Genomic DNA, 23,115 nt, shown 5'->3' on the forward strand with positions numbered 1-23,115 from the left:
TCATGCAAGCCGTACAGCGTGAGATTGCTGAACAGCTCAAGGTGCAACCGCCATTCGCCGGGCATCAGGCCCTCGAAGCGGAAGTCGCCCGGCGCATCACCTTTATCCAGGATTGCCTGGTCAATTCCGGCCTCAAGACCCTGGTGTTGGGCATCAGCGGCGGCGTCGACTCGCTGACCGCCGGCCTGCTGGCCCAGCGCGCCATGCGTGAACTGCGCGAGCGCACCGGCGACGACGCCTACAAGTTCATCGCCGTGCGCCTGCCGTACGAAACCCAGTTCGACGAGCACGACGCCCAGGCGTCGGTGGACTTCATCGCTCCGGACGAACGCCACACGGTGAACATCGGCCCGGCGGTCAAATCACTGGCCAAGGAAGTGGCGGCGTTCGAAGGCAAACATGCGGTGTCGGTGGATTTTGTGCTCGGCAACACCAAGGCGCGGATGCGCATGGTCGCCCAGTACACCATCGCCGGCGCCGCGCACGGTCTGGTGATCGGCACCGACCACGCGGCGGAAGCGGTGATGGGCTTCTTCACCAAGTTCGGTGACGGCGCCTGCGACCTGGCCCCGCTCAGCGGCCTGGTGAAAAACCAGGTCCGGGCGATTGCCCGCAGCTTCGGCGCACCGGAATCGCTGGTGGAAAAAGTGCCGACCGCGGATCTGGAAGACCTGTCGCCGGGCAAACCGGACGAAGCCTCCCACGGCGTGACCTACGCCGAGATCGACGCCTTCCTGCACGGCGAGCCGGTGCGTCAGGAAGCGTTCGACATCATCGTCAGCACCTACAACAAGACCCATCACAAGCGGGTCATGCCGTTCGCGCCTTGATCGGCGACCGAATGAAAAAGCCCGCTGAGGAGCGATCCTCAGCGGGCTTTTCTTTGGCCAGTTCACCTGTCGATGCTGATGGCCTCTTCGCGAGCAAGCCCGCTCCCACAGTGTCCCGGTTGTTCACAAAATGTGTGACCGACACAAACCCTGTGGGAGCGGGCTTGCTCGCGAAGAACGATAACGCGGTGAGCCTGCTTACTTCACAGCAATGGTGCCTTTCATCATCGAGATGTGGCCCGGGAAGGAGCAGAAGAAGCCGTAGTCAGTACCAGCGGTCAGCTTCGATACATCAATGGTCAGCGTGTCTTTCTCGCCGGCACCGATGATCTTGGTGTGAGCGATAACGCGCTCGTCACCGTCTTTCAGGTAGTTCTTGTCGATGCCAGCGGCCAGGCCGTCGGTGGCGATCGGCTGCATGTCAGCGGTTTTGCTGACCACCAGGTTATGGCCCATGACGTTCTTCGGCAGGCTGCCGGAGTGGGTCAGTTCGACGGTGAAGGTCTTGCAGCTCTTGTCGATCACGATCTCCTTGGTGTTGAAGGACATCTGGTCGGTGGAATCAACGGTGGTTTTGCACTCGGCAGCCATCAATTGGCTGCTGGCCAGCGCCAGCAGGGATACCGCAACAACTTTGGAAAACATGGTGAATCTCCAAGGCAGGGTTAACAAAAACACTAATGGTGGAAAGACTGCCTGAAATCTTCGCAAGTTCCTATGACTTGAGTCAAAAATTGTATACAACTTTCAGGCTATGACACTCATCGAAACAATCTACCGGCGATAATCCCGGGCCGGGCCTATGATCGGCGCATCTACTGAAACGGAGTACCGATCATGTTCTTTAACGGTCTGTTGTGCAGTTTGCTCGCCGCCTACGCCTGTGGCGCCAGCGGTACCTTTGAATCGCCAGAACGCGAAGCTTAGTCCTTGGATCAAGGCGTGCCAGCCATTACCCTGTGACGGATTGACCCAGGAGGAAGGCATGTCTCTCAAATCCGTTTGTGTATTTTGCGGTGCCAACGCCGGCACTGATCCAGCTTATACCGAAGCCGCCCAAGCCCTTGGCCGGGCTCTCGCCGAGCGCCAGCTGACGCTGGTTTACGGTGGGGGTGCCGTGGGCCTGATGGGCCTGGTGGCGGACGCCGCGCTGGCCGCTGGCGGCGAAGTGATCGGGATCATTCCGCAAAGCCTGATGGACAAGGAGATCGGTCACAAAAGCCTGACGCGCCTTGAAGTGGTCGATGGCATGCACGCGCGCAAGGCCCGCATGGCTGAACTGAGCGATGCGTTCATCGCGTTGCCCGGTGGCCTCGGCACGCTGGAAGAGCTGTTCGAAGTCTGGACCTGGGGCCAGCTCGGTTACCACGGCAAGCCGCTGGGGCTGCTTGAGGTGAACGGTTTTTACAGCAAACTCACCGCTTTTCTTGACCATATCGTCGGCGAAGGCTTCGTTCGCGCCCCACACCGTGACATGCTGCAAGTGAGCGAATCAGCACAAACGCTGCTCGACGCCCTGGATAACTGGAAGCCGACCGTCACGCCCAAGTGGGTCGACCAAAAACCCGGCTAACCGCCAGGCACCGATACAGGGCAGAATACGCGCCGCTCAACCTCACCTTCGACCCCAGAGGATCGCCCATGGCCAAACCCAATTACTCCTTCGCCAAACGTCAACGAGACCTGGAAAAGGAAAAGAAGAAAGAGGAAAAGCTTCAGCGCAAGAAACAACAGGCTGAAGAAGCGGCACTAAACCCTGACGGTGAAGTGGCGACTGACAACGATGATGAAGTTGTTGATGCACCGAAAGACCAGGCGCCTGACGCCTGAGCCCCACCGGGTTTGATGATCGAGTCAGACCCTGCGGATTTGTGACGGGGCTGGCGGTTCAGCCGCTGGCCCCCACACCCTCCCCGTTTTCCGAACACGATACGGCTTCCTGTGGGAGCGGGCTTGCTCGCGAAGGCGTCTTCACCTTTAACATTGATGTAACTGACACACCGCCTTCGCGAGCAAGCCCGCTCCCACATGGGTTGCTGTGTTATTCCAATGGCATCACCGTGACCCGCACTTCCGGATCATGCGAACCGCCCCCCAGAATCACCCCCCGCAACGGCGACACATCGGAAAAATCCCGGCCCCAGGCCAGGGTGATGTGCTCCAGCGCCGGCTGCACGTTGTTGGTCGGATCGAAATCCACCCAGCCCAATACCGGACAGAACACCGACACCCAGGCATGCGACGCATCGGCGCCGATCAGCCGTGGCTGCCCCGGTGGCGGCTGGGTCAGCAGATAGCCACTGATGTAGCGCGCTGCCAGTCCTCGCGAGCGCACGCAAGCGAGCATCAGATGCGCGAAGTCCTGACACACGCCACGCCGGCGCTCGAGCACCTCGACCAGCGGCGTCGCCACTTGCGTGGCCTCGGCATCGAAGGTGAATTCGCTGAAAATTTTCTGCATCAAGGCCTGCACGCCCAGCAACAAGGGCCTGCCTGGAGGAAAACAGCTTTCGGAAAACTCGACGAAGCTGCGTTTCAAATGCACGTAGGGTGATTGAAACCGATAGCGACAAGCCTCCAGCATTTCGGCGGACAACGGCTGACTGCTGTAGGTCAGCGCGTTGCGCGTCTGCTCCCACGCCGGGGACAGACTGAAATCCGCCAGTGGCCGCGCCAGCACCTCAACCGTGAGCCGGGCGTTGACCTGCAACTCGTCATGCGGGCGCTCGAAGGCCAGTCGGGTCAGCGGATTGCCGAACACATCCAGTTCATCCCGCCGCGTGGTCGGGTCCGGGCTGATCAGCAATTGCTGCTCGGTGCAGCGTTGCCACGTGCACTCACGCGGCCACAGGTGCGCGAGTTGCTGTGCCAGCGAAACCGGGCTGTCGTAGTGGTAACAGGTGTCGTGAAAGATCTGGTAGTGCGCGCTCATCAGACGGACACCGTGCGCTGGCTGACATCATCGACATGGGCAAAGTGGCGCAGCGCCAGCCGATCGGACACCTGACCGCTGGCTTCGGCAATCTCTTGCAGCAAATCCGCCAGACCATCGAGCGCGGCACGCACGCTGTTTTCCCCGAACAGCGGGTTCTCCAGACAGCCCAGATCGAACCGAGCCAGACGCTCGACCAACTGCGGCAATCCGGCCTCGCGAGGCACGCCGAAATCATCGTTCAAGCGTTTCAAAGTGCGGGTCACCAGTTTTAACTGGAACAGCACCGCGTGCGGGTTCTGCTCATCCAGCAGCAACAGGTCGAGCACCGGAATCAACTGCGCCACCGCCAGATACCGCGAACGGTAGGTGATGCTGCTGTTGCCCAGTTCCAGCAGCCATTCCAGCCCCGCCTGATCGAACGCCCCGGCGCCGCGCAGAAATGCGGCCAGACTGCGGCTGAGAAACTGCAAGCGTTCGATCCGCCGACCGATCATCAGAAAGCGCCAGCCTTCGTCGCGGGTCATGTCGTCGAGCGCGAAACCCGAAAGCGCCGCCAGCGACATCACCAGCCGGTTGAGAAAATCCAGCAACTCGCCGAAGTCCGGCTCCTCGGTGTCCAGTTCCAGCGCCTCGCGTTGCAACTCGACCAAGGCCTGCCAGTTCTCCCGCGAGAGCTTGCCGCGCACCTGCGAGGCCGCCCATTGCAGGCGCTGCAGGTTGGAGCGCAGGCTGAACGACCAGTCCTCGCCGAGCAGCGCCGCCAGCAGCCGCTCCGGCAGCTCACCCTCCTCCGGCAGCAACATCAGACGCTCACCCAGCTCCACAGCGGCCTGCAACGCTTGCGGATCATCGCCATCGACATACCGCGCGAGCATGATCCGCAGCAGTCGCGCACTGTCGTCACAACGCTCGCAGTAACGACCGAACCAGAACAGGTTTTCCACTACCCGCGAGGGCAGATAAGGATCGCGGCGCACCAGATCGTGTACGCCGACGTTGCGCTGGGTTTTCCATTGTTCGCCACTCGGCGCACGCTCGCCCAGCACCCAAGTGTCCTTGCTCGCGCCACCGCGCTGCATCGACACCACTTCGGCATCGGCCTCGGCGGCGACCCGGGTCAGCCCACCGGGCAATACGCGATAGCCATCGCGACTGGCCACGGCGTACATGCGCATGCCGATGGCTCGCGGTTGCAACTGGCCGTCTTCGGCTTGCCAGATCGGCGCCTGCGACAACTGCGCCAGCTCTTGCGCGACATACGCGTACGGCCGCGCCTGCATCCGCTCGGCGAGTGCCTGGCGCTGTTGTTCACTCAGATCGCGGCCGAATACCGGGGCGAAGCTTTGTGAGGGGAACGCCGGTTTGATCAGCAGCTCCGGAAGCTTTTCCAGCGCCTGCGCCAATACCGGTGCCTCGCCGCACCACCAGGTGGCGATGGACGGCAGGAGCAGTTCCTCGCCGAACAGGTACTGATTGATCTTCGGCAGAAATCCAAGCAATCCCGGCGACTCCAGCACGCCGCTGCCCAACGCATTGGCCACCAGCACCCGGCCCTGACGCACCGCTTCCAGCAAGCCAGGCACCCCGAGTGCCGAGTCGGTGCGCAGCTCCAGCGGGTCGCAGAAGTCATCGTCGAGCCGGCGCATGATTGCGTGCACCCGGCGCAGACCACTGAGGGTTTTCAGGTACACCGTGGCATCGCGCACGGTGAGGTCGCCGCCCTCCACCAGCGGATAACCGAGCTGGCGTGCCAGATAAAGGTGTTCGAAGTAACTTTCGTTGAAGCGCCCTGGCGTGAGCAACACCACCAGCGGCGCGTCATCGGCACACGGCGCCTGACGCGCGAGGGTTTCCTGCAGGGTGCGGAAGAAGCCGGCCAGGTGCTGCACTTTCAGATCGCGGTACAACTCGGGAAACGCCCGCGAAACGATGGTGCGATTTTCCAGCGCATACCCCGCGCCCGACGGCGCCTGAGTACGATCCGCCGTGACCCACCAGCGCCCGTCCGGCGTGCGCGCCAGGTCCACGGCGTACAGATGCAGAAAGGCATCTTCCGGTGGCGCGATGCCCTGACAGGGCCAGAGAAAATTGTTGTGGCCGAACACCAGCTCCGCCGGTAACAACCCTTCGCTGATCAGCCGCTGTGGCCCATACAGATCGGCCAGTACCGCATTGAGCAAGCGTGCTCGCTGGGCAATCCCCGCCGACAGTTGCTGCCACTCATCAGCAGCGATCACGTGCGGCAGCAGGTCCAGCTCCCACGGGCGGTCAGCGCCCTTGGGATCGGCATAGACGTTGTAGGTCACGCCGTTTTCCTGAATCTGCCGGGCCAGCAACGCCTGCCGCTGCACCAGTTGCCCCGGGGTGCTGCGCTGCAATTGATCGAACAGCCGCCGCCAATGCGGGCGCACTTCCCCGCTGTCATTCAGCAGTTCGTGATAAGTGCCCGCGGTCAGCGGGTAGCGGTCTAGCAGGTCAGGCATGGAAAGCTCGGCAGACAGCAGGGAACGGTCAGACTAACGCAGGCACATGACGTGCGGATATACGAAAAATCCGCATGTCGTGCAGGACTTAGAAACGTCGCAAATCGAGCGTCATCGGCAACTCGTCGGAGATTGTCAGGTTCGGTATCGGAAGTTTCCCCGGCGTGTGTCCGATGCGGAAAAACCGCGCCATGCGCCGGCTCTCCGCTTCGTTGGCATTGACCGGTAACGTCTCGTAATTGCGCCCGCCCGGGTGCGCCACGTGGTACTGGCAACCGCCCAGTGAACGCTGCATCCAGGTGTCGAGCAGGTCGAACACCAGCGGCGCGTGCACCGGGATGGTCGGTTGCAGGCAGTTGGCCGGTTGCCAGGCCCGAAAGCGCACGCCGGCGACGAACTCACCGATGCGCCCGGTCGGTTGCAGCGGCAGCGGAATGCCGTTGCAGGTCAGCAGATAGCGCTGCGGCGGCAGGCCGCTGAGCTTGATCTGCAAACGCTCCAGCGACGAATCGACATAACGCACCGTGCCGCCGGCCGTACCCTCCTCGCCCAGCACATGCCAAGGTTCCAGCGCCTGGCGCAGCTCCATCTCGATGCCGCTGACCGCGTAATCGCCGACCTTGGGAAAACGGAACTCCAGATGCGCAGCGAACCACTCGGCGCGCAATGGATAACCGGCGTTGTTCAGTTCGACGATGACGTCGGCGAAATCCTGCTCGATAAAGTGCGGCAGCATGAAGCGGTCGTGCAGCTCGGTGCCCCAGCGCGCCAGTTTCGGCGGCGCGTAGGGCTCGCGCCAGAATCGCGCAACCAGCGCACGCAGCAACAACTGCTGAGCCAGGCTCATCCGCGCATGCGGCGGCATTTCGAAGGCGCGCAGCTCCAGCAGGCCAAGGCGCCCGGTAGCGCCATCCGGCGAATACAGTTTGTCGATGCAGAACTCGGCGCGGTGAGTGTTGCCGGTGACGTCGATCAGCAAATTGCGCAGCAGTCGATCCACCAGCCACGGCGCGCACGCTTCGCCCGGTTCAGGCATCTGCGCGAAGGCGATTTCCAGTTCGTACAGGGCGTCGTTGCGCGCTTCATCGACCCGCGGCGCCTGCGAGGTCGGGCCGATGAACAAGCCGGAAAACAGGTAGGACAGTGACGGATGGTTGTGCCAGTAGCTGATCAGGCTGCGTAGCAGATCCGGGCGACGCAGGAACGGTGAGTCTGCCGGGGTCGCGCCACCGAGGACGAAATGGTTGCCGCCGCCGGTGCCGGTATGGCGCCCGTCGATCATGAATTTTTCGGTGGTCAGGCGGGTTTGCCGCGCCTGTTCATAGAGAAACTCGGTGCGTTCGACCAGTTCGTCCCAAGTCGCGGACGGCTGCACGTTGACCTCGATCACGCCCGGATCCGGGGTGATGCGGAAGTTGCTCAGGCGCGGATCGCTCGGCGGCTCGTAACCTTCCAGCAGCACCGGGCAATGCAGCTCTTCGGCGGTGGCTTCGATGGCCGCCACCAGTTCCAGATAGTCCTCGACCCGCTCCAGCGGCGGCATGAACAGATACAGACGCCCTTCGCGCGCTTCGGCACAGAAGGCGGTGCGGGTCAGCCAGTCGGCGGACTCGTCAATTTTCGGCGCGCGTTCGGCGGCCGTGGCGGGTTCGGCATGACTGTTGAGCTGCGCGGTGTTCGGCAGCTCGGGGAAGTCCTGATTCGGATCGTTGGGATGAATGAACGGATACTCGGCGGCCTTCACCCACGGCTGCGAGCCGAGTGGCAAGCGATAACCCAGCGGCGAATCCCCCGGTACCAGTCGGCAATGCTCGTCGCGCAGATACCAGCGCCCGCTCTGCCATTGATCACCCTTGCCGGTGCGGGCCAGCGGCAGCACCTGGCCGATCACTTTATCCAGGCCCTGCGCGAAAACCTTGCGCAGACGCGCACGCTCCAGCGGTTCTTCAAGACGCGAGTCTTCAGCGCTGACGTTGCTCGGCAATGCGCCCTCACGCCAGAGGTAATAAAAATTGTCTTCGTAGGCTGGAAACACGAAACGAGCAGGCAGTTTCAGGCGTTCGGCAACACTCGCAAGAAAGCGTCCCGCCAGTTCGCCATCGGCGCCGTAGTCCTGCTGCTCATCGGCGATCAGCGCGCTGTTTTGCCAGATCGGCACGCCATCGCGGCGCCAGTAGCAGTTGAGCGACCAGCGCGGCAATTGCTCGCCCGGGTACCACTTGCCCTGACCGAAATGCACCAGACCTTTCGGCGCATAGTGCTGGCGCATGCGCTGGAACAGTTCAGCGGACAGTCGGCGCTTGTCCGGGCCTAGCGCGGCGGTGTTCCACTCGGCGCCGTCCGGGTCGTCGATGGAGACGAAGGTCGGCTCGCCGCCCATGGTCAGGCGCACATCGCCTTCCAGCATGTCGGCATCGATCTGCCGGCCCAGCGCCTGAATCGCCAGCCACTGCTCATCGGTATAGGGTTTGGTGACCCGTGGCGCTTCCCAGATCCGCTCCACCGACATTTCGTGGCTGAACTGGCATTCGCACGGCTCGACCAGACCACTGATCGGCGCGGCTGAGGATGGATCGGGGCTGCAGGCCAGCGGGATATGCCCTTCGCCGGCGAACAACCCGGACGTAGCATCCAGACCGATCCAGCCAGCGCCTGGCAAGTACACCTCGCACCACGCGTGCAGATCAGTGAAGTCCACTTCGGTGCCGGACGGGCCGTCGAGGCTCTTCACGTCGGCGGTCAGTTGAATCAGGTAACCGGAAACGAACCGCGCGGCCAGCCCGAGGTTGCGCAGCAGTTGCACCAGCAGCCACGCCGAGTCGCGGCAGGAGCCGGAGGCATGTTCGAGGGTGTGTTCCGGGGTTTGCACGCCCGGTTCCATGCGGATCAGGTAGCGGATGTCTTCGCTGAGGCGCTGGTTGAGCATCACCAGGAAATCCACAGCGGGCAGCGGCGTACGGTCGATCCCGTCCAGATAGGCTTTGAATGCCGGGGTCAGCGGCAGGGTTTCGAGGTACGGCGCCAGCTCTTTGCGCTCATCGGCCGCGTAAGTGAAGGGGATTTTCTCGGCGTAGGGTTCGAGGAAGAAGTCGAACGGATTGAACACCGCCATCTCGGCCAGCAGATCGACTTCGATGCGCAACTCGTCGGTTTTCTCGGGGAATACCAGACGCGCGAGGTAGTTACCCTGCGGGTCTTGCTGCCAGTTGATGAAATGCTGCTCGGGCGAGACCTTCAGCGCATACGAAAGAATCCGCGTGCGGCTGTGGGCGGCCGGACGCAGGCGTACGATCTGCGGGCCGAGTTCGACAGCGCGGTCGTAGCGGTAATGCGTGACGTGATGCAATGCGACATGAATCGACACGGCGTGCCTCCTGCGAGCCTAAGCGTATTCGAAAGCGCGCAAGACTTATGCCATGCAGAGGCTTGGGCGCTTTCCCGGAATGCTCAGGGCAGTACAGCACCAAAATCGGGCGATGCGGGGAAATGGATTGAGGAAGTTGCGCCTAAATGTGGCGGCAGTGGTAGATGCGGCGCCTAAGATGACGCCTTCGCGAGCAAGCCCGCTCCCACAGGAGACCGCATTCCAACTGTGGGAGCGGGCTTGCTCGCGAAGGGGCCAGTCGATTCAGCGCATTTCCTGAAACCTGAAATGCAAAACGCCAACCCGAAGGTTGGCGTTCTGTTGAAACAAAAAGCGATTTAGCGCGGTACGACGGGCTTGCGAGCCGGTTTCGGCCCCTTGCCCTTGGCCGCTTCCTTGCGCTCCTTGGCCGCCTGCTGGTTGCGGGCGAATGCCGCAGCCTTGGCCTGTTCACGCTTGTCCCAAGGATTGCCACCGTCGCTGGCACGCGGCGGCAGGCCGTTGTGCTGGGTGAGAATCTTGGTGGTCTTCTCTTTCGCGACCTTGTGGCTGCCGGCCGGCGTCGAGTTCTTGCGACGGGCGCTCTGGTAGCTGTCGGTAGCCGGTTGATGCAGCGGAATCAACTGATCCTTGCCCGGACCGATCAGATCACCACGGCCCATGCGAATCAACGCTTCGCGCAGCATCGGCCAGCCTTTCGGGTCGTGATAACGCAAGAACGCCTTGTGCAGGCGGCGCTGCTCTTCGCTCTTGACGATGGTCACGCCGTCGCTCTTGTAGGTGACCTTGCGCAGCGGGTTCTTGCCCGAGTGGTACATCGCGGTTGCGGTGGCCATCGGCGACGGATAGAACGCCTGCACCTGGTCGGCACGGAAGCCGTTGCCCTTGAGCCACAGCGCCAGGTTCATCATGTCTTCGTCGGTGGTGCCCGGGTGCGCGGCGATGAAGTACGGGATCAGGTACTGCTCTTTGCCTGCTTCCTTGGTGTACTTCTCGAACATGCGCTTGAACTTGTCATAGCTGCCAATGCCCGGTTTCATCATCTGGTTGAGCGGACCTTCCTCGGTGTGCTCCGGGGCGATCTTCAGGTAGCCACCGACGTGGTGGGTCACCAGTTCTTTGACGTACTCCGGCGACTCGACCGCGAGGTCGTAACGCAGGCCGGAGGCGATCAGGATCTTCTTCACACCCGGCAAGGCACGGGCGCTGCGGTACAGCTGAATCAGCGACGAGTGGTCGGTGTTCAGGTTCGGGCAGATGCCTGGGAATACGCAGGACGGCTTGCGGCACGCGGATTCGATTTCCGGGCTCTTGCAGGCGATGCGGTACATGTTCGCGGTCGGGCCGCCGAGGTCGGAGATGACACCGGTGAAGCCCGGAACCTTGTCGCGGATCTCTTCGATTTCGCGAATGATCGACTCTTCGGAACGGTTCTGGATGATCCGGCCTTCGTGCTCGGTGATCGAGCAGAAGGTACAACCGCCGAAGCAGCCACGCATGATGTTCACCGAGAAACGGATCATGTCGTAGGCCGGGATCTTCTCCTTGCCGTACGCCGGGTGCGGAACCCGTGCGTAAGGCATGCCGAAAACGTAGTCCATTTCTTCAGTGGTCATCGGAATCGGCGGCGGGTTGAACCAGACGTCGATCTCGCCATGTTTCTGCACCAGCGCGCGGGCGTTGCCCGGGTTAGTTTCCAGGTGCAGCACGCGGTTGGCGTGGGCGTACAGAACCGGGTCGTTACGCACCTTTTCCATCGACGGCAGGCGGATCACGGTCTTGTCGCGAGTCATGCGCGGGCTGGCCAGGATCTGTACGACCTTGGCTTCCTCGGGATCATCCACCGGGCCCTTCTCTTGCTCGATGGCGCAAGCCTGGGTGTCCTGGGTGTTGACGTACGGGTTGATGATCTTGTCGACCTTGCCCGGACGGTCGATACGCGTGGAGTCGACTTCGTACCAGCCCTGCGGCGTGTCACGACGGATGAACGCGGTGCCGCGCACGTCGGTGATGTCTTCGATCTTGTGCCCGTAGGACAGACGCTGGGCCACTTCGACGATGGCGCGCTCGGCGTTGCCGTACAGCAGAATGTCGGCGCTGGCGTCGATCAGGATCGAGTTGCGCACGCGATCCTGCCAGTAGTCGTAGTGGGCGATGCGACGCAGGGAAGCTTCGATGCCGCCGAGGACGATCGGCACATGCTTGTAGGCTTCCTTGCAGCGCTGGCTGTAAACCAGGCTCGCGCGATCCGGACGTTTGCCCGCCATGCCACCCGGGGTGTAGGCGTCGTCGGAACGGATTTTCTTGTCCGCGGTGTAGCGGTTGATCATCGAGTCCATGTTGCCGGCCGCGACGCCGAAGAACAGGTTCGGCTCGCCGAGCTTCATGAAGTCGTCTTTGGATTGCCAGTTCGGCTGGGCAATGATCCCGACGCGGAAGCCCTGGGACTCCAGCAGCCGGCCGATGATCGCCATGCCGAACGACGGGTGATCGACGTAGGCATCACCGGTGACGATGATGATGTCGCAGGAATCCCAGCCGAGCTGATCCATCTCCTCCCTGCTCATCGGCAGGAATGGCGCTGGCCCGAAACATTCGGCCCAGTACTTCGGATAGTCAAATAACGGCTTGGCTGCTTGCATGTCGATAACCGGTGTTGGCTTTCATTGAATTTCGCGGGCGCGGAATATAGCACAAATTTTGACCAATTCCGACGGCTGTGGTCGGAAATTGCGCCACGCCCATTCGCGAGCAAGCCCGCTCCCACATTTGAATGCATTCCAGGTGTGGGAGCGGGCTTGCTCGCGAAAGCGTCAGCTCAAACGATGAAGAATTTACTCATCGTCGTCGAAGTTGTAACTGCCCGGCGCGAGGTTTTCGAAGCGGGTGTACTTACCGATAAAGGCCAGGCGGATAAAGCCGATCGGGCCGTTCCGCTGCTTGCCGATGATGATTTCGGCGATGCCCTTGTGTTCGGTTTCCGGGTGATACACCTCGTCCCGGTACACGAACATGATGACGTCGGCGTCCTGCTCGATCGCTCCGGATTCCCGCAAGTCGGAGTTCACCGGGCGCTTGTTGGGACGTTGTTCCAGGGAACGGTTGAGCTGCGACAGCGCCACCACCGGGCAGTTGAATTCCTTGGCCAGGGCTTTGAGGGATCGGGAGATCTCGGAAATCTCGTTGGTCCGGTTGTCACCGCTGGAGCCGGGAATCTGCATCAGCTGCAGGTAGTCGATCATGATCAGGCCGATGTCGCCGTGCTCGCGCACCAGACGCCGGGTCCGCGCACGCATTTCCGACGGGCTGATGCCGGCGGTATCGTCGATGAACAGCTTGCGATCGTTGAGTAGGTTGACCGCCGAGGTCAGGCGCGGCCAGTCGTCGTCTTCGAGCTGGCCGGAACGCACCTTGGTCTGATCGATACGACCGAGGGACGAGAGCATACGCATGATCAGCGATTCGCCTGGCATCTCGAGGGAGTACACCAGCACCGCCTTGTCGCTGCGCAGTACGGCGTTTTCCACCAGGTTCATGGCGAAGGTGGTCTTACCCATCGACGGACGGCCGGCGACGATGATCAGGTCGGACGGCTGCAGGCCACTGGTCTTCTCGTCGAGGTCGGTATATCCGGTGGAAAGACCGGTAATCGCGTCGGCAGTGTTGAACAGGGTGTCGATGCGATCGATGGCCTTGGTCAACAGTTCGTTGACCCCCACCGGGCCGCCGGTCTTCGGCCGCGCCTCGGCGATCTGGAAGATCTGCCGTTCGGCTTCGTCGAGGATCTCTTCGGCTGTACGGCCTTCAGGGTTGAAGGCGGCGTCGGCAATTTCGGTGCTGATACCGATCAGCTGGCGCAACGTCGCGCGCTGGCGAACGATCTGCGCATAGGCTTTGATGTTGGCGACGGACGGCGTGTTTTTCGCCAGCTCGCCGAGGTAACCGAGGCCGCCGACCTGGGACGTCTGACCTTCCTTGTCCAGTTGCTCGGCAAGGGTCACGACGTCGATCGGCATGTTCTGATCGGCCAATTTGGCGATCGCACGGAAGATCAGACGGTGGTCATGTCGGTAGAAATCGCCGTCGGAGACTTGATCGAGCACGCGTTCCCAGGCGTTGTTGTCCAGCATCAGACCACCGAGTACGGCCTGTTCGGCCTCGATGGAATGCGGCGGCACCTTCAGGGCAGCGGTTTGCAGATCGTATTGCTCGGGAGCGGTGATTTCGTTCATGGCCACTTGGAGTCAGGTTTGAAAACGGGAGTACCAGAAAGACAAAGGGCACGACCTGTAAACAGGATCGTGCCCGATGTTACCGGCAAGCACCCGAGGGTGCCAGCCGACAAGTATTGCTTAAGCTGCTACCACGACAACGCGTACGGTGGCTTCAACTTCGGCGTGCAGGTGCACAGCCACGTCGAATTCACCCACGTTGCGGATGGTGCCGTTCGGCAGACGAACTTCGCTCTTCTGCACTTCAACGCCGGAAGCGGTCAGTGCGTCAGCGATGTCGTGAGTACCGATCGAACCGAACAGCTTGCCTTCGTCGCCAGCGGTGGCAGTGATGGTCACTTCCAGCTCGGCCAGTTGGGCAGCACGGCTTTCAGCCGATGCTTTACGGTCTGCGGCGGCTTTTTCCAGCTCGGCACGACGCTCTTCGAACGCAGCCAGGTTGGCAGCGGTCGCAGCGGTAGCCTTGCCGAAAGGCAGCAGGTAGTTACGGCCGTAACCGGCCTTAACGTTTACTTTGTCGCCCAGGTTGCCCAGGTTGGCGATTTTTTCCAGAAGGATCAGTTGCATGTGGAAATCCTCTTAACTTTTAACCTTCACCGTTCGCGTTATCGGTGTCTTTCGACACGTGACGACCGCGAAAATCAATCAGGCTGTCGACAATGGCCAGAACCACGAGCAACGGATAGAGCAGCTGCATGAACAACAGCAGCGTGACGTACAACCCCACCAGCCAGAAACCGGCCAGTCGCTTCTGCCCGACCAGCCCGTGAATCAGGGCGAGTCCGGCGAACACCAGCGGTACACTGCACAACGGCGTCAACATGGCCATCTGTGCACCGAGATTCGGGCCCAGAAGCATCAACGCCAGCAGCAACATCGCCGGCCCCAGCGGGATCCGGATGGCGCGAAACTCGCGACCAAAACCACCCGGGTTGTACAACAACGCTTGCCAATGCCGCCCGACAATCAGGCTCAGCACGCTGACGATCTGCAACAGAGCCGCAATCAGTCCGGTCAGGACTGGTGCAATCAGGGACGCGAAGCGCGCTTGCTCATCGACCGACAATTGCTTGTAGGTTTCACCAAGAAGCGCCGGCATGACCTTTATCAAGGCCTGCGCGAGCATCTCGATCTGGGCCGCAAACGCTGCCCCGAGCACCACTGAAAACACCACTCCAATCACTACGCTGACCAGCAGCGTGCGAACCCAGGACTCGCTTGCGCGCAACACCAACGCAAGCCCCGAAGACCCCAGCAGCACCAGAAGTGCCCGTGGATCATCGGCATACAGCCACCAGACCAAAGCCGGCAGCAGCCCCAGGGACAGAACGCCAATGGCGTCCGTCAGTCCGCGCCGCAGAAGCACCAGGCTCCCGGCGGCAGCACCCAACCAATACAACAACGGCAATGTTGCACATCCGGCCACCACGAGAGTGGCCTGCATACGGCCTCGCATGATGAACTCAGCTAAGGCACGCATGCATTCAATCCTTTGCTACTTGTCGACTGCCCGGTCTCAGCGGCCGTGGCTGTCGGTGTAGGCCAGCAGGGCCAGGAAGCGGGCGCGCTTGATAGCGGTGGCCAGCTGACGCTGATAACGAGCTTTGGTACCGGTGATGCGGCTTGGAACGATTTTGCCGGTCTCGGATACGTAGGCTTTCAGAGTGTTGAGATCTTTGTAATCGATCTCTTTCACGTCTTCAGCGGTGAAGCGGCAGAATTTACGACGACGGAAGAAACGTGCCATTTGATAGGCTCCTTAAAAGGTCCGTGGATTACTCGTCAGCGTTATCGCTGTTGTCGCTGTCATCACCCTCAACGCCATCAGCGTCGGAGTGCTCAGGACGGTCGCGACGCTCACGGCGCTCACTGCGGTTTTCTTCAGCCTTGAGCATCTCGGACTGGCCGGTAACGGCTTCGTCGCGACGGATGACCAGGTTACGGATCACAGCATCGTTGTAGCGGAAGTTGTCTTCCAGCTCGGCCAGGGCCTTGCCAGTGCACTCAACGTTCAGCATCACGTAGTGAGCCTTGTGAACATTGTTGATTGCGTAGGCCAGTTGACGACGGCCCCAGTCTTCCAGACGGTGGATTTTGCCGCCGTCTTCTTCGATCAGCTTGGTGTAACGCTCAACCATGCCGCCGACTTGCTCGCTCTGGTCAGGGTGGACCAGAAAGATGATTTCGTAATGACGCATGAATGCTCCTTACGGGTTGTAGCCTGCCGCTCAAAAACGGTCAGACAAGGAGTGAATGACACTTATGGACTTGCTGGCGCGGGGCACATGCGTGCCTGCCGTCACAGCAAGGGGCGCAATTGTAGAGAAGGGACTGCGGAGGTGCAAGGCAATTGGTGATTATTTGAACAATCACCATTTCTTTGCCTTCGCACAAAACACTGTGGGAGCGGGCTTGCTCGCGAATGCGTTTCATCAGGCAACATTATTGTTGTCTGACACACCGCTTTCGCGAGCAAGCCCGCTCCCACAGTTTGTTTGCGTACAGCCTTAATTCTTGGCTGCAGCCTTGGCCTTGGCGCCGCGTTGACGCTGTGCTTCGAACAGACACACACCGGTGGCCACGGACACGTTGAGGCTGCTGACGCTGCCGGCCATCGGCAGGTTCACCAGATAGTCGCAGTGCTCGCGAGTCAGGCGACGCATGCCTTTGCCTTCGGCGCCCATGATCAGGATGGTCGGGCCGGTCAGGTCCTGGTCATAAATGCTGACCTCGGCCTCACCCGCCGTGCCGACCACCCACAGACCGCGCTGCTGAAGCTTTTCCAGAGTGCGCGCGAGGTTGGTCACCGCCACCAGCGGAATCACTTCCGCCGCGCCGCAGGCCACTTTACGCACCACCGGCGTCAGGGTTGCCGACTTGTCCTTGGGCACGATCACCGCCAGCGCGCCGGCAGCATCCGCCGAACGCAGGCAGGCGCCGAGGTTGTGCGGGTCGGTCACGCCGTCGAGCACCAGCAACAGCGGTGCGCCTTCGGTACGGTCGAGCAGCTCATCGAGCATCGCCTCGCCCCAGACCTGGCTCGGACTGACGTCCGCCACCACGCCCTGGTGCACGCCTTCAACCCAGGCGTCCATTTCGCGGCGCTCGGCCTGACCGATCTGCACACGATTTTCGTTGGCCAGTTCGATCAGGGTCTGCACGCGCGGATCGTTGCGGCTTTCGGCCAGCCAGATCTGCTTGACGCGTTTCGGGTGGTGACGCAACAACGCTTCTACCGCGTGAACGCCGTAGATTTTTTCCAACTGACTCATGACTTCGCCTTCGGTTTACGCGACCCGCCACTTTTGGCTGGAGCCGAACCCGCTTTTGGCGGGCCTTTACGGTGTTTGCTCGGTTTGGCTGGCTTGCCGCCGACGGCCTTCTCAGGCGCCGACCGTCCGGTCTTTCCCCCAGACGCCGCTTTACCACCGCTTTTGGCTTCGGCCAGCAAGGCCTTCTTCAATTCACGGCTTTTGCGCAGCTCGGCATTTTTCGCCACGGCATCGCTCGGGCGATAGGCCTCGACAGCTTTTTCCTTGGCCGGACGACGGCTAGCGGTTTTGGCCGGAGCCTTGTCTTCCACAGCCTTGCTCGCAGGCGCTGCGGTATCGGCGCCACGTTTCTTGCGACCAATCGGTGCGCTGATGGTTTTTTCGGCCATCTCGAAGTCGATCTTGCGCTCGTCGAGATCGACGCGCATCACGCGCACTTCAACGGTATCGCCGAGACGGAAGCTGCGACCGGTGCGCTCGCCCGCCAGGCGGTGATGCACAGGGTCGAAGTGGTAGTAATCGCCTGGCAGCGCGGTGACGTGCACCAAGCCTTCGACGTAGATATCGGTCAGCTCGACGAACAGACCAAAACCGGTCACGGCGGTGATCACCCCCGGGAACGATTCGCCCACGCGATCTTTCATGAACTCGCACTTGAGCCAGTTCACCACATCGCGGGTGGCTTCGTCGGCACGGCGCTCGCTCATCGAGCACTGCTCGCCGAGTTGCTCCAGCGCCGCTTCGTCGTACGGATAGATGCGCGCCTTCGGAATGGTCATCGCCCCGGCACGACGAACGTGCGGAGTGTCCTGTTTCGAATGGATCACGCTGCGGATGGCGCGGTGCGTGAGCAGGTCCGGGTAACGACGGATCGGCGAGGTGAAGTGGGTATAGGCTTCGTAATTCAGGCCGAAGTGGCCTTCGTTCTGGGCGCTGTACACCGCCTGGCTCAGGGAGCGCAGCATCACGGTCTGGATCAGATGGAAATCCGGACGGTCCTTGATGCTCGCCAACAGGGCCTGATAGTCCTTTGGCGACGGGCCATCCTTGCCTTTGTGCAGGGACAGGCCGAGCTCGCCGAGGAACGCGCGCAGTTTTTCCAGACGCTCCGGTGGCGGGCCGTCGTGGACACGGTACAGCGCGGGGATTTCGTGCTTCTTGAGGAATTCGGCGGTGGCCACGTTGGCCGCCAGCATGCATTCCTCGATCAGCTTGTGCGCATCGTTGCGGGTGGTAGGACGGATTTCGGCAATTTTGCGCTCGGAACCGAAGATGATCCGGGTTTCCTGGGTTTCGAAATCGATCGCGCCACGCACGTGACGGGCAGCCAGCAACACTTTGTACAGCGCATAGAGCTGCTTGAGGTGCGGCACCACGTCGGTGTATTCGCCGCGAAGCTTGCGCGCTTCGGTGGCTTTCGGGGTTTCCAGCATCGCGCTGACCTTGTTGTAGGTCAGACGGGCGTGGGAATGGATCACCGCTTCATAGAAGCAGTAGTCGGTCATTTCACCGGACTTGGAGATGGTCATCTCGCAAACCATGGCCAGACGATCGACGTGCGGGTTCAGCGAGCACAGGCCGTTGGACAGCTGTTCAGGCAGCATCGGCACCACGCGCTCGGGGAAATACACCGAGTTGCCGCGTACCTGGGCTTCGTTGTCCAGCGCCGAACCGATCTTCACGTAGCTGGAAACGTCGGCAATCGCCACGTACAACTTCCAGCCGCCGGAGAACAGGCGCAACTTGCCCGGTTTGGCTTCGCAGTAGACCGCGTCGTCGAAGTCGCGGGCATCTTCGCCGTCGATGGTGACGAACGGCAGATGGCGCAGGTCGACACGCTTCTCTTTGTCTTTTTCTTCGACTTCCGGCTTGAGCTTGGCGGCTTCTTTGAGTACCGCTTCAGGCCAGACATGCGGAATGTCGTAGGTACGCAGCGCGACATCGATTTCCATGCCCGGCGCCATGTAGTTGCCGACCACTTCGACCACATCGCCTTGCGGCTGGAAGCGCGGCGTCGGCCAGTGGGTGATTTTCACCTCGACGAACTGACCGATCTGCGCGTTGGCGTTGCGGCCTGGCGTAACCAGCACTTCCTGCTGGATCTTCGGATTGTCGGCAACGACAAAACCGATACCGCCCTCTTCGAAGTAGCGACCGACGATCGTTTCGTGGGCACGGGACACCACTTCGACGATCACGCCTTCACGGCGGCCACGACGGTCGAGACCGGAAACACGGGCCAGCGCACGATCGCCATCGAACACCAGACGCATCTGCGCCGGGCTCATGAACAGGTCATCGCTGCCGTCGTCCGGCACCAGGAAGCCGAAACCGTCACGGTGGCCGCTGATGCGGCCGAGGATCAGGTCGAGCTTGTCCACCGGCGCATAGGTGCCACGGCGGGTGTAGATCAATTGAGCGTCGCGCTCCATGGCGCGCAGGCGGCGGCGCAGGGCTTCGATCTGGTCTTCTGTGGTCAGACCAAACTCTTCGACCAGTTGCTCGCGGGCAGCAGGCGAACCCCGATCGGCGAGATGCGCCAGGATCAGTTCGCGGCTGGGAATAGGGTTTTCATATTTTTCCGCTTCACGAGCGGCCTCGGGATCGAGGGACTGCCAATCGGCCATTAGAGAGTTTTCACCTTGTCTATATGCGGGTTAGTTTGGCATAGGCGCCATCAAACGGGAAATTTCCGACTATATAAGGCCCTTCTGGAGCCTTGTATCGACGCCTGAAAGCCCTTTTGAACACCGCTGGTAAAAAAATTCATTTTTTTTGCTGACAGGGGTTTACAGTTAAAAAGGCGCTCCGTATAGTGCGCGCCATCGACGACGTACATACGTTGACGAGATGCCCAGGTGGTGAAATTGGTAGACACGCCAGCTTCAGGTGCTGGTGACCTTACGGTCGTGGAAGTTCGAGTCTTCTCCTGGGCACCAATTTCGAGTTTGAGACTAGATCAGCTTCAAGACTCACACAAAACCCGCGAAAGCGGGTTTTTTGCATTCTAAGGAACGGGTTTGTTAAAACTGATTAATTAAAATTAAATCAGGGGTTTACAGATCAAAAAGCGCTCCGTATAGTGCGCCACATCAACAGCGGCAACGCTCGCGATGAATGCCCAGATGGTGAAATTGGTAGACACGCCAGCTTCAGGTGCTGGTGACCTTACGGTCGTGGAAGTTCGAGTCTTCTTCTGGGCACCAATTCAAACTCAAGGTTACGACGTTGAGTTTCCCAAAAACCCGCGAAAGCGGGTTTTTGCGTTTCTGGCGTTTGAAAACCTGCAGCTCCCTCGCCACACATGATCACCAGATCATGCTCTAGCAAACCTCCGCCCTCGTCGCAAGGCGCACTTGAGAAACAATATCGTTTATCATTGTTGCAAGTTTTTGCAATGCGACAGTGAGGAACCCTGCGAATGATGTTTCGAAATACCCTGCGCCGCGGCTTGACCTTCACCCTGCTCGGCCTGGCACTCGCCACTCCCCTCACCCAGGCAGCCGATGCGGTTTCCCTGACGCTCTACAACGGTCAACACAAGGAAGTCGGCGATGCGATCGCCAAGGCTTTCGAGGCCAAGACCGGCATTCACGTCAACGTACGCAAGGGCAGCAGCAACCAGCTCGCCAGCCAGGTCATCGAAGAAGGCGACCGTTCCCCCGCCGACGTGATCTACACCGAAGAATCTCCTCCGCTGAACAACCTCGGCGAGCAAGGCCTGCTGGCCAAGACTGACGACGCCACGTTGGCCGTGCTGCCCAAGCAATACGTCGCCGGCAACGGCACCTGGATCGGTGTCACCGCGCGGGTTCGCGTGGTTGCCTACAATCCGAAACTGGTCGATGAGAAAGACCTGCCGAAGTCGGTGATGGAATTCTCCGATCCGAAATGGCAAGGCAAAGTCGGTTTCGTACCAACCAGCGGCGCCTTCCAGGAACAGGCCGTGGCGATCATCAAGATGCACGGTCGCGACGCCGCTGAGGAATGGCTGACCGGCCTGCGCGCTTTCGGCAAGACCTACAGCAACAACATGGTCGCCCTCAAAGCTGTGGAAAACGGCGAAGTCGCCACCGTACTGGTGAACAACTATTACTGGTTCGCCCTGCAGCGCGAGAAAGGCAAACTCGACTCGAAACTGCATTACTTCACCGGCGGCGACGTCGGCGGACTGATCACCGTATCCAGTGCTGCCGTGCTGAAATCCAGCAAACATCCAAAAGAAGCCCAGCAATTCCTTGCCTACATGGCCAGTGAGGAAGGCCAGCGCGTGATCACTCAGACCACCGCCGAATACCCGCTGCACAAAGGTATGGAATCGGATCGCGGGCTCAAGCCGTTCAGCGAACTGCAAGCGCCAAACGTGACCCCGGCCGACCTGGGCAACGCCGAAGAAGCGCTGGAGCTGGAACGTGAAGTTGGCCTGAACTGATGGCCGCATCGTTATCCACCCCCGCCGCGCGCGGGGGTTACGTACCACGACGCAAGCGCCCGTCGATCTGGCTGGTGCTGCCGGTCTTATTGCTGGTGATCATGAGCCTGTTGCCTCTGGCCTATGTCGGCCTGAAAGCCTGGCAGGCCGGCTGGGCCGAAGCGCTGCACCTGTTATGGCGCCCTTACGTATTCGGTCTGCTGCGCAACACCCTGGCGTTGATGGTCGGCGTAACGCTGACTTGCGGCGTGATCGGCCTGTCACTGGCGTGGCTGCTGGAGCGCAGCAATCTACCGGGACGTCGCCTGTGGGGGGTGGTTCTGTGCTTGCCGTTCGCGGTGCCGGCGTTCGTCAGCAGCTTCACCTGGGTGTCGTTGAGCGCGCAGTTCGAAGGCCTCGGCGGGGCGATTCTGGTGATGAGCCTGTCGAAGTATCCGCTGATCTTTCTGCCGGTCGCGGCGACCCTGCGCAACCTCGATCCGTCCCTTGAAGAATCCGCCCGCACCTTGGGACAGAACCGCTGGGGCGTGTTTTTCCGCGTCACCCTGCCGCTGCTCTGGCCGTCGCTGCTGGCCGGTTCGCTGCTGATTGCCCTGCACATGCTGGTCGAGTTCGGCGCGCTGTCGATCATCGGCCTGCAAACCTTCACCACCGCCATCTACCAGCAATTCGAACTGGAATTCAGCAACGCCAATGCAGCGATGCTTTCGGCGGTGCTGCTCGCGCTGTGTCTGATGCTGCTGTGGCTGGAGCTGCGGGTGCGCGGTAAAGGGCGCCATGTGCGCACCGGCCAGGGTGCAGCGCGGCAGGCTGAACAAGTACGCCTGGGGCGGTGGGCGGTTGTCGGTCAGCTGTATTGCCTGTTGCTGGCGATCGTCGGCAGCGGGATTCCGCTGGGCATGCTCGCGTATTGGCTGGCGGTGGGCTCATCGGCAGCGTTCCCGGTCGCGGCGATCACCGAAGCCCTGCTGTCTTCGCTGGCCTTGTCGCTGGGTGGCGCAGCGCTGTGCCTGCTGCTGGCGGTGCCGGTCGGGCTGCTGGTGGTGCGTTACAAGGGCCAACTGGCGATCTGGGCCGAACGCTTGCCGTATCTGCTCCACGCCTTGCCGGGCCTGGTAATCGCGCTGACGCTGGTGTATTTCGCCCTGCACTACGTGCCGGCGCTGTACCAGACCTCGGCATTGCTGCTGATCGCTTATGCGCTGCTGTTCCTGCCATTGGCACAGGCGCCGATCCGCACGGCACTGAACAAGGCTGCGCCGCAGCTGGAGGAAGCGGCACGCACGTTGGGGGCATCGTCATTCACCGCGTTTTGCCGGGTGACCCTGCCGATCATTTTCCCGGCACTGGGTGCGGCGTTTGCGCTGGTGTTTCTGGATGCGATGAAGGAATTGACGGCGACGCTGCTGCTGAGCCCAACGGGACTTAATACACTGGCGACGGAAGTGTGGGCGCACACCGCGAATGTCGAGTTCGCGGCGGCGGCGCCTTATGCGGCGTTGTTGATTGTGGTGTCGGGGTTGCCGGTGTATCTGCTGACGACGCGGATGTATCTGAGCCGCTGAAA

Annotated in this window: 17 protein-coding genes and 2 tRNA genes; 7 read left to right on the forward strand and 12 right to left on the reverse strand. The window is 61.1% G+C overall.

Annotated elements, in window-relative coordinates; all coding sequences use genetic code 11:
- Positions 1–2: 2 nt before the first annotated feature.
- Complete coding sequence (nadE, locus tag KCG87_RS04385; RefSeq protein ID WP_098966951.1) at positions 3–830, forward strand: ammonia-dependent NAD(+) synthetase; 828 nt, start codon at positions 3–5, stop codon at positions 828–830.
- A gap of 198 nt (positions 831–1,028) precedes the next feature.
- Here the strand turns inward: nadE and azu are convergent, their stop codons facing one another.
- A complete protein-coding gene (azu, locus tag KCG87_RS04390) occupies positions 1,029–1,475 on the reverse strand; it encodes an azurin (protein ID WP_098966950.1) in 447 nt (148 codons plus the stop codon).
- Between the two features lie 340 nt (positions 1,476–1,815).
- On the opposite strand from azu, the gene KCG87_RS04395 reads away from it, so the two are divergent.
- Both KCG87_RS04395 and KCG87_RS04400 read left to right on the forward strand, forming a co-directional pair.
- Positions 1,816–2,403, forward strand: coding sequence for a TIGR00730 family Rossman fold protein (locus tag KCG87_RS04395; protein ID WP_003221147.1), 588 nt, complete (start codon positions 1,816–1,818; stop codon positions 2,401–2,403).
- 68 nt (positions 2,404–2,471) lie between these two features.
- Positions 2,472–2,660 (forward strand): hypothetical protein, encoded by a 189-nt coding sequence (locus KCG87_RS04400; RefSeq protein WP_097089877.1) that lies wholly within the window; start codon positions 2,472–2,474, stop codon positions 2,658–2,660.
- Between the two features lie 211 nt (positions 2,661–2,871).
- On the opposite strand, the gene KCG87_RS04405 is transcribed toward KCG87_RS04400, so the two are convergent.
- From KCG87_RS04405 to rnr, 11 genes are all read right to left on the reverse strand, one after another.
- Positions 2,872–3,762, reverse strand: a complete 891-nt coding sequence (locus tag KCG87_RS04405; RefSeq protein ID WP_098966948.1) for a transglutaminase family protein — start codon at positions 3,760–3,762, stop codon at positions 2,872–2,874.
- Positions 3,762–6,248, reverse strand: coding sequence for a circularly permuted type 2 ATP-grasp protein (locus KCG87_RS04410; RefSeq protein WP_134785308.1), 2,487 nt, complete (start codon positions 6,246–6,248; stop codon positions 3,762–3,764). Before KCG87_RS04410 ends, KCG87_RS04405 begins: the two co-directional genes overlap by 1 nt.
- Before the next feature lie 88 nt (positions 6,249–6,336).
- Positions 6,337–9,612 (reverse strand): transglutaminase family protein, encoded by a 3,276-nt coding sequence (locus tag KCG87_RS04415; protein ID WP_210556699.1) that lies wholly within the window; start codon positions 9,610–9,612, stop codon positions 6,337–6,339.
- Positions 9,613–9,950: 338 nt separating this feature from the next.
- Positions 9,951–12,254: a YgiQ family radical SAM protein gene (locus KCG87_RS04420; protein WP_007967456.1), complete on the reverse strand. Its 2,304-nt coding sequence runs from the start codon at positions 12,252–12,254 to the stop codon at positions 9,951–9,953.
- Positions 12,255–12,446: 192 nt separating this feature from the next.
- Positions 12,447–13,844, reverse strand: a complete 1,398-nt coding sequence (gene dnaB, locus KCG87_RS04425) for a replicative DNA helicase (RefSeq protein ID WP_003221138.1) — start codon at positions 13,842–13,844, stop codon at positions 12,447–12,449.
- 120 nt (positions 13,845–13,964) lie between these two features.
- Complete coding sequence (gene rplI, locus KCG87_RS04430) at positions 13,965–14,411, reverse strand: 50S ribosomal protein L9 (protein WP_003221136.1); 447 nt, start codon at positions 14,409–14,411, stop codon at positions 13,965–13,967.
- A gap of 19 nt (positions 14,412–14,430) precedes the next feature.
- On the reverse strand, positions 14,431–15,324 hold the full coding sequence (locus KCG87_RS04435) for a hypothetical protein (RefSeq protein WP_210556700.1): 894 nt from the start codon (positions 15,322–15,324) through the stop codon (positions 14,431–14,433).
- A 36-nt stretch (positions 15,325–15,360) separates the two neighbouring features.
- Positions 15,361–15,591, reverse strand: coding sequence for a 30S ribosomal protein S18 (gene rpsR / locus KCG87_RS04440; RefSeq protein WP_002551829.1), 231 nt, complete (start codon positions 15,589–15,591; stop codon positions 15,361–15,363).
- Positions 15,592–15,619: 28 nt separating this feature from the next.
- Complete coding sequence (rpsF, locus tag KCG87_RS04445; protein ID WP_003221133.1) at positions 15,620–16,042, reverse strand: 30S ribosomal protein S6; 423 nt, start codon at positions 16,040–16,042, stop codon at positions 15,620–15,622.
- 309 nt (positions 16,043–16,351) lie between these two features.
- Positions 16,352–17,116, reverse strand: a complete 765-nt coding sequence (gene rlmB, locus KCG87_RS04450; protein ID WP_135294838.1) for a 23S rRNA (guanosine(2251)-2'-O)-methyltransferase RlmB — start codon at positions 17,114–17,116, stop codon at positions 16,352–16,354.
- Positions 17,113–19,743, reverse strand: coding sequence for a ribonuclease R (rnr, locus tag KCG87_RS04455; protein WP_027611420.1), 2,631 nt, complete (start codon positions 19,741–19,743; stop codon positions 17,113–17,115). Before rnr ends, rlmB begins: the two co-directional genes overlap by 4 nt.
- 225 nt (positions 19,744–19,968) lie before the next feature.
- Between rnr and KCG87_RS04460 the strand changes: the two genes are divergently transcribed.
- The 4 genes from KCG87_RS04460 to KCG87_RS04475 all read left to right on the forward strand — a co-directional run bounded on the left by KCG87_RS04460 (position 19,969) and on the right by KCG87_RS04475 (position 23,113).
- Positions 19,969–20,055: transfer RNA gene (locus tag KCG87_RS04460), tRNA-Leu, on the forward strand.
- Between the two features lie 180 nt (positions 20,056–20,235).
- Positions 20,236–20,322: transfer RNA gene (locus tag KCG87_RS04465), tRNA-Leu, on the forward strand.
- A 215-nt stretch (positions 20,323–20,537) separates the two neighbouring features.
- Positions 20,538–21,548, forward strand: a complete 1,011-nt coding sequence (locus KCG87_RS04470) for an extracellular solute-binding protein (RefSeq protein ID WP_041065682.1) — start codon at positions 20,538–20,540, stop codon at positions 21,546–21,548.
- Positions 21,548–23,113, forward strand: a complete 1,566-nt coding sequence (locus KCG87_RS04475; RefSeq protein ID WP_134785305.1) for an iron ABC transporter permease — start codon at positions 21,548–21,550, stop codon at positions 23,111–23,113. The genes KCG87_RS04470 and KCG87_RS04475 overlap by 1 nt, the downstream gene beginning before the upstream one ends.
- Positions 23,114–23,115: the final 2 nt, after the last annotated feature.

Origin of the sequence: Pseudomonas sp. MWU347, from assembly GCF_017947305.1 — a bacterium.
Taxonomy (GTDB): Bacteria; Pseudomonadota; Gammaproteobacteria; order Pseudomonadales; family Pseudomonadaceae; genus Aquipseudomonas; species Aquipseudomonas putida_A.

What these genes read in the sequence shown, in the direction of transcription:
- KCG87_RS04395 (WP_003221147.1), top strand. Translation starts at nt 1,816, where the DNA reads ATGTCTCTCAAATCCGTTTGTGTATTTTGCGGTGCCAACGCCGGCACT.
- azu (WP_098966950.1), bottom strand. Translation starts at nt 1,475, where the DNA reads ATGTTTTCCAAAGTTGTTGCGGTATCCCTGCTGGCGCTGGCCAGCAGC.
- KCG87_RS04470 (WP_041065682.1), top strand. Translation starts at nt 20,538, where the DNA reads ATGATGTTTCGAAATACCCTGCGCCGCGGCTTGACCTTCACCCTGCTC.
- rpsF (WP_003221133.1), bottom strand. Translation starts at nt 16,042, where the DNA reads ATGCGTCATTACGAAATCATCTTTCTGGTCCACCCTGACCAGAGCGAG.
- rlmB (WP_135294838.1), bottom strand. Translation starts at nt 17,116, where the DNA reads ATGAGTCAGTTGGAAAAAATCTACGGCGTTCACGCGGTAGAAGCGTTG.
- KCG87_RS04410 (WP_134785308.1), bottom strand. Translation starts at nt 6,248, where the DNA reads ATGCCTGACCTGCTAGACCGCTACCCGCTGACCGCGGGCACTTATCAC.
- rnr (WP_027611420.1), bottom strand. Translation starts at nt 19,743, where the DNA reads ATGGCCGATTGGCAGTCCCTCGATCCCGAGGCCGCTCGTGAAGCGGAA.
- KCG87_RS04400 (WP_097089877.1), top strand. Translation starts at nt 2,472, where the DNA reads ATGGCCAAACCCAATTACTCCTTCGCCAAACGTCAACGAGACCTGGAA.
- KCG87_RS04435 (WP_210556700.1), bottom strand. Translation starts at nt 15,324, where the DNA reads ATGCGTGCCTTAGCTGAGTTCATCATGCGAGGCCGTATGCAGGCCACT.
- KCG87_RS04405 (WP_098966948.1), bottom strand. Translation starts at nt 3,762, where the DNA reads ATGAGCGCGCACTACCAGATCTTTCACGACACCTGTTACCACTACGAC.
- rplI (WP_003221136.1), bottom strand. Translation starts at nt 14,411, where the DNA reads ATGCAACTGATCCTTCTGGAAAAAATCGCCAACCTGGGCAACCTGGGC.
- KCG87_RS04475 (WP_134785305.1), top strand. Translation starts at nt 21,548, where the DNA reads ATGGCCGCATCGTTATCCACCCCCGCCGCGCGCGGGGGTTACGTACCA.
- nadE (WP_098966951.1), top strand. Translation starts at nt 3, where the DNA reads ATGCAAGCCGTACAGCGTGAGATTGCTGAACAGCTCAAGGTGCAACCG.
- KCG87_RS04420 (WP_007967456.1), bottom strand. Translation starts at nt 12,254, where the DNA reads ATGCAAGCAGCCAAGCCGTTATTTGACTATCCGAAGTACTGGGCCGAA.
- dnaB (WP_003221138.1), bottom strand. Translation starts at nt 13,844, where the DNA reads ATGAACGAAATCACCGCTCCCGAGCAATACGATCTGCAAACCGCTGCC.
- rpsR (WP_002551829.1), bottom strand. Translation starts at nt 15,591, where the DNA reads ATGGCACGTTTCTTCCGTCGTCGTAAATTCTGCCGCTTCACCGCTGAA.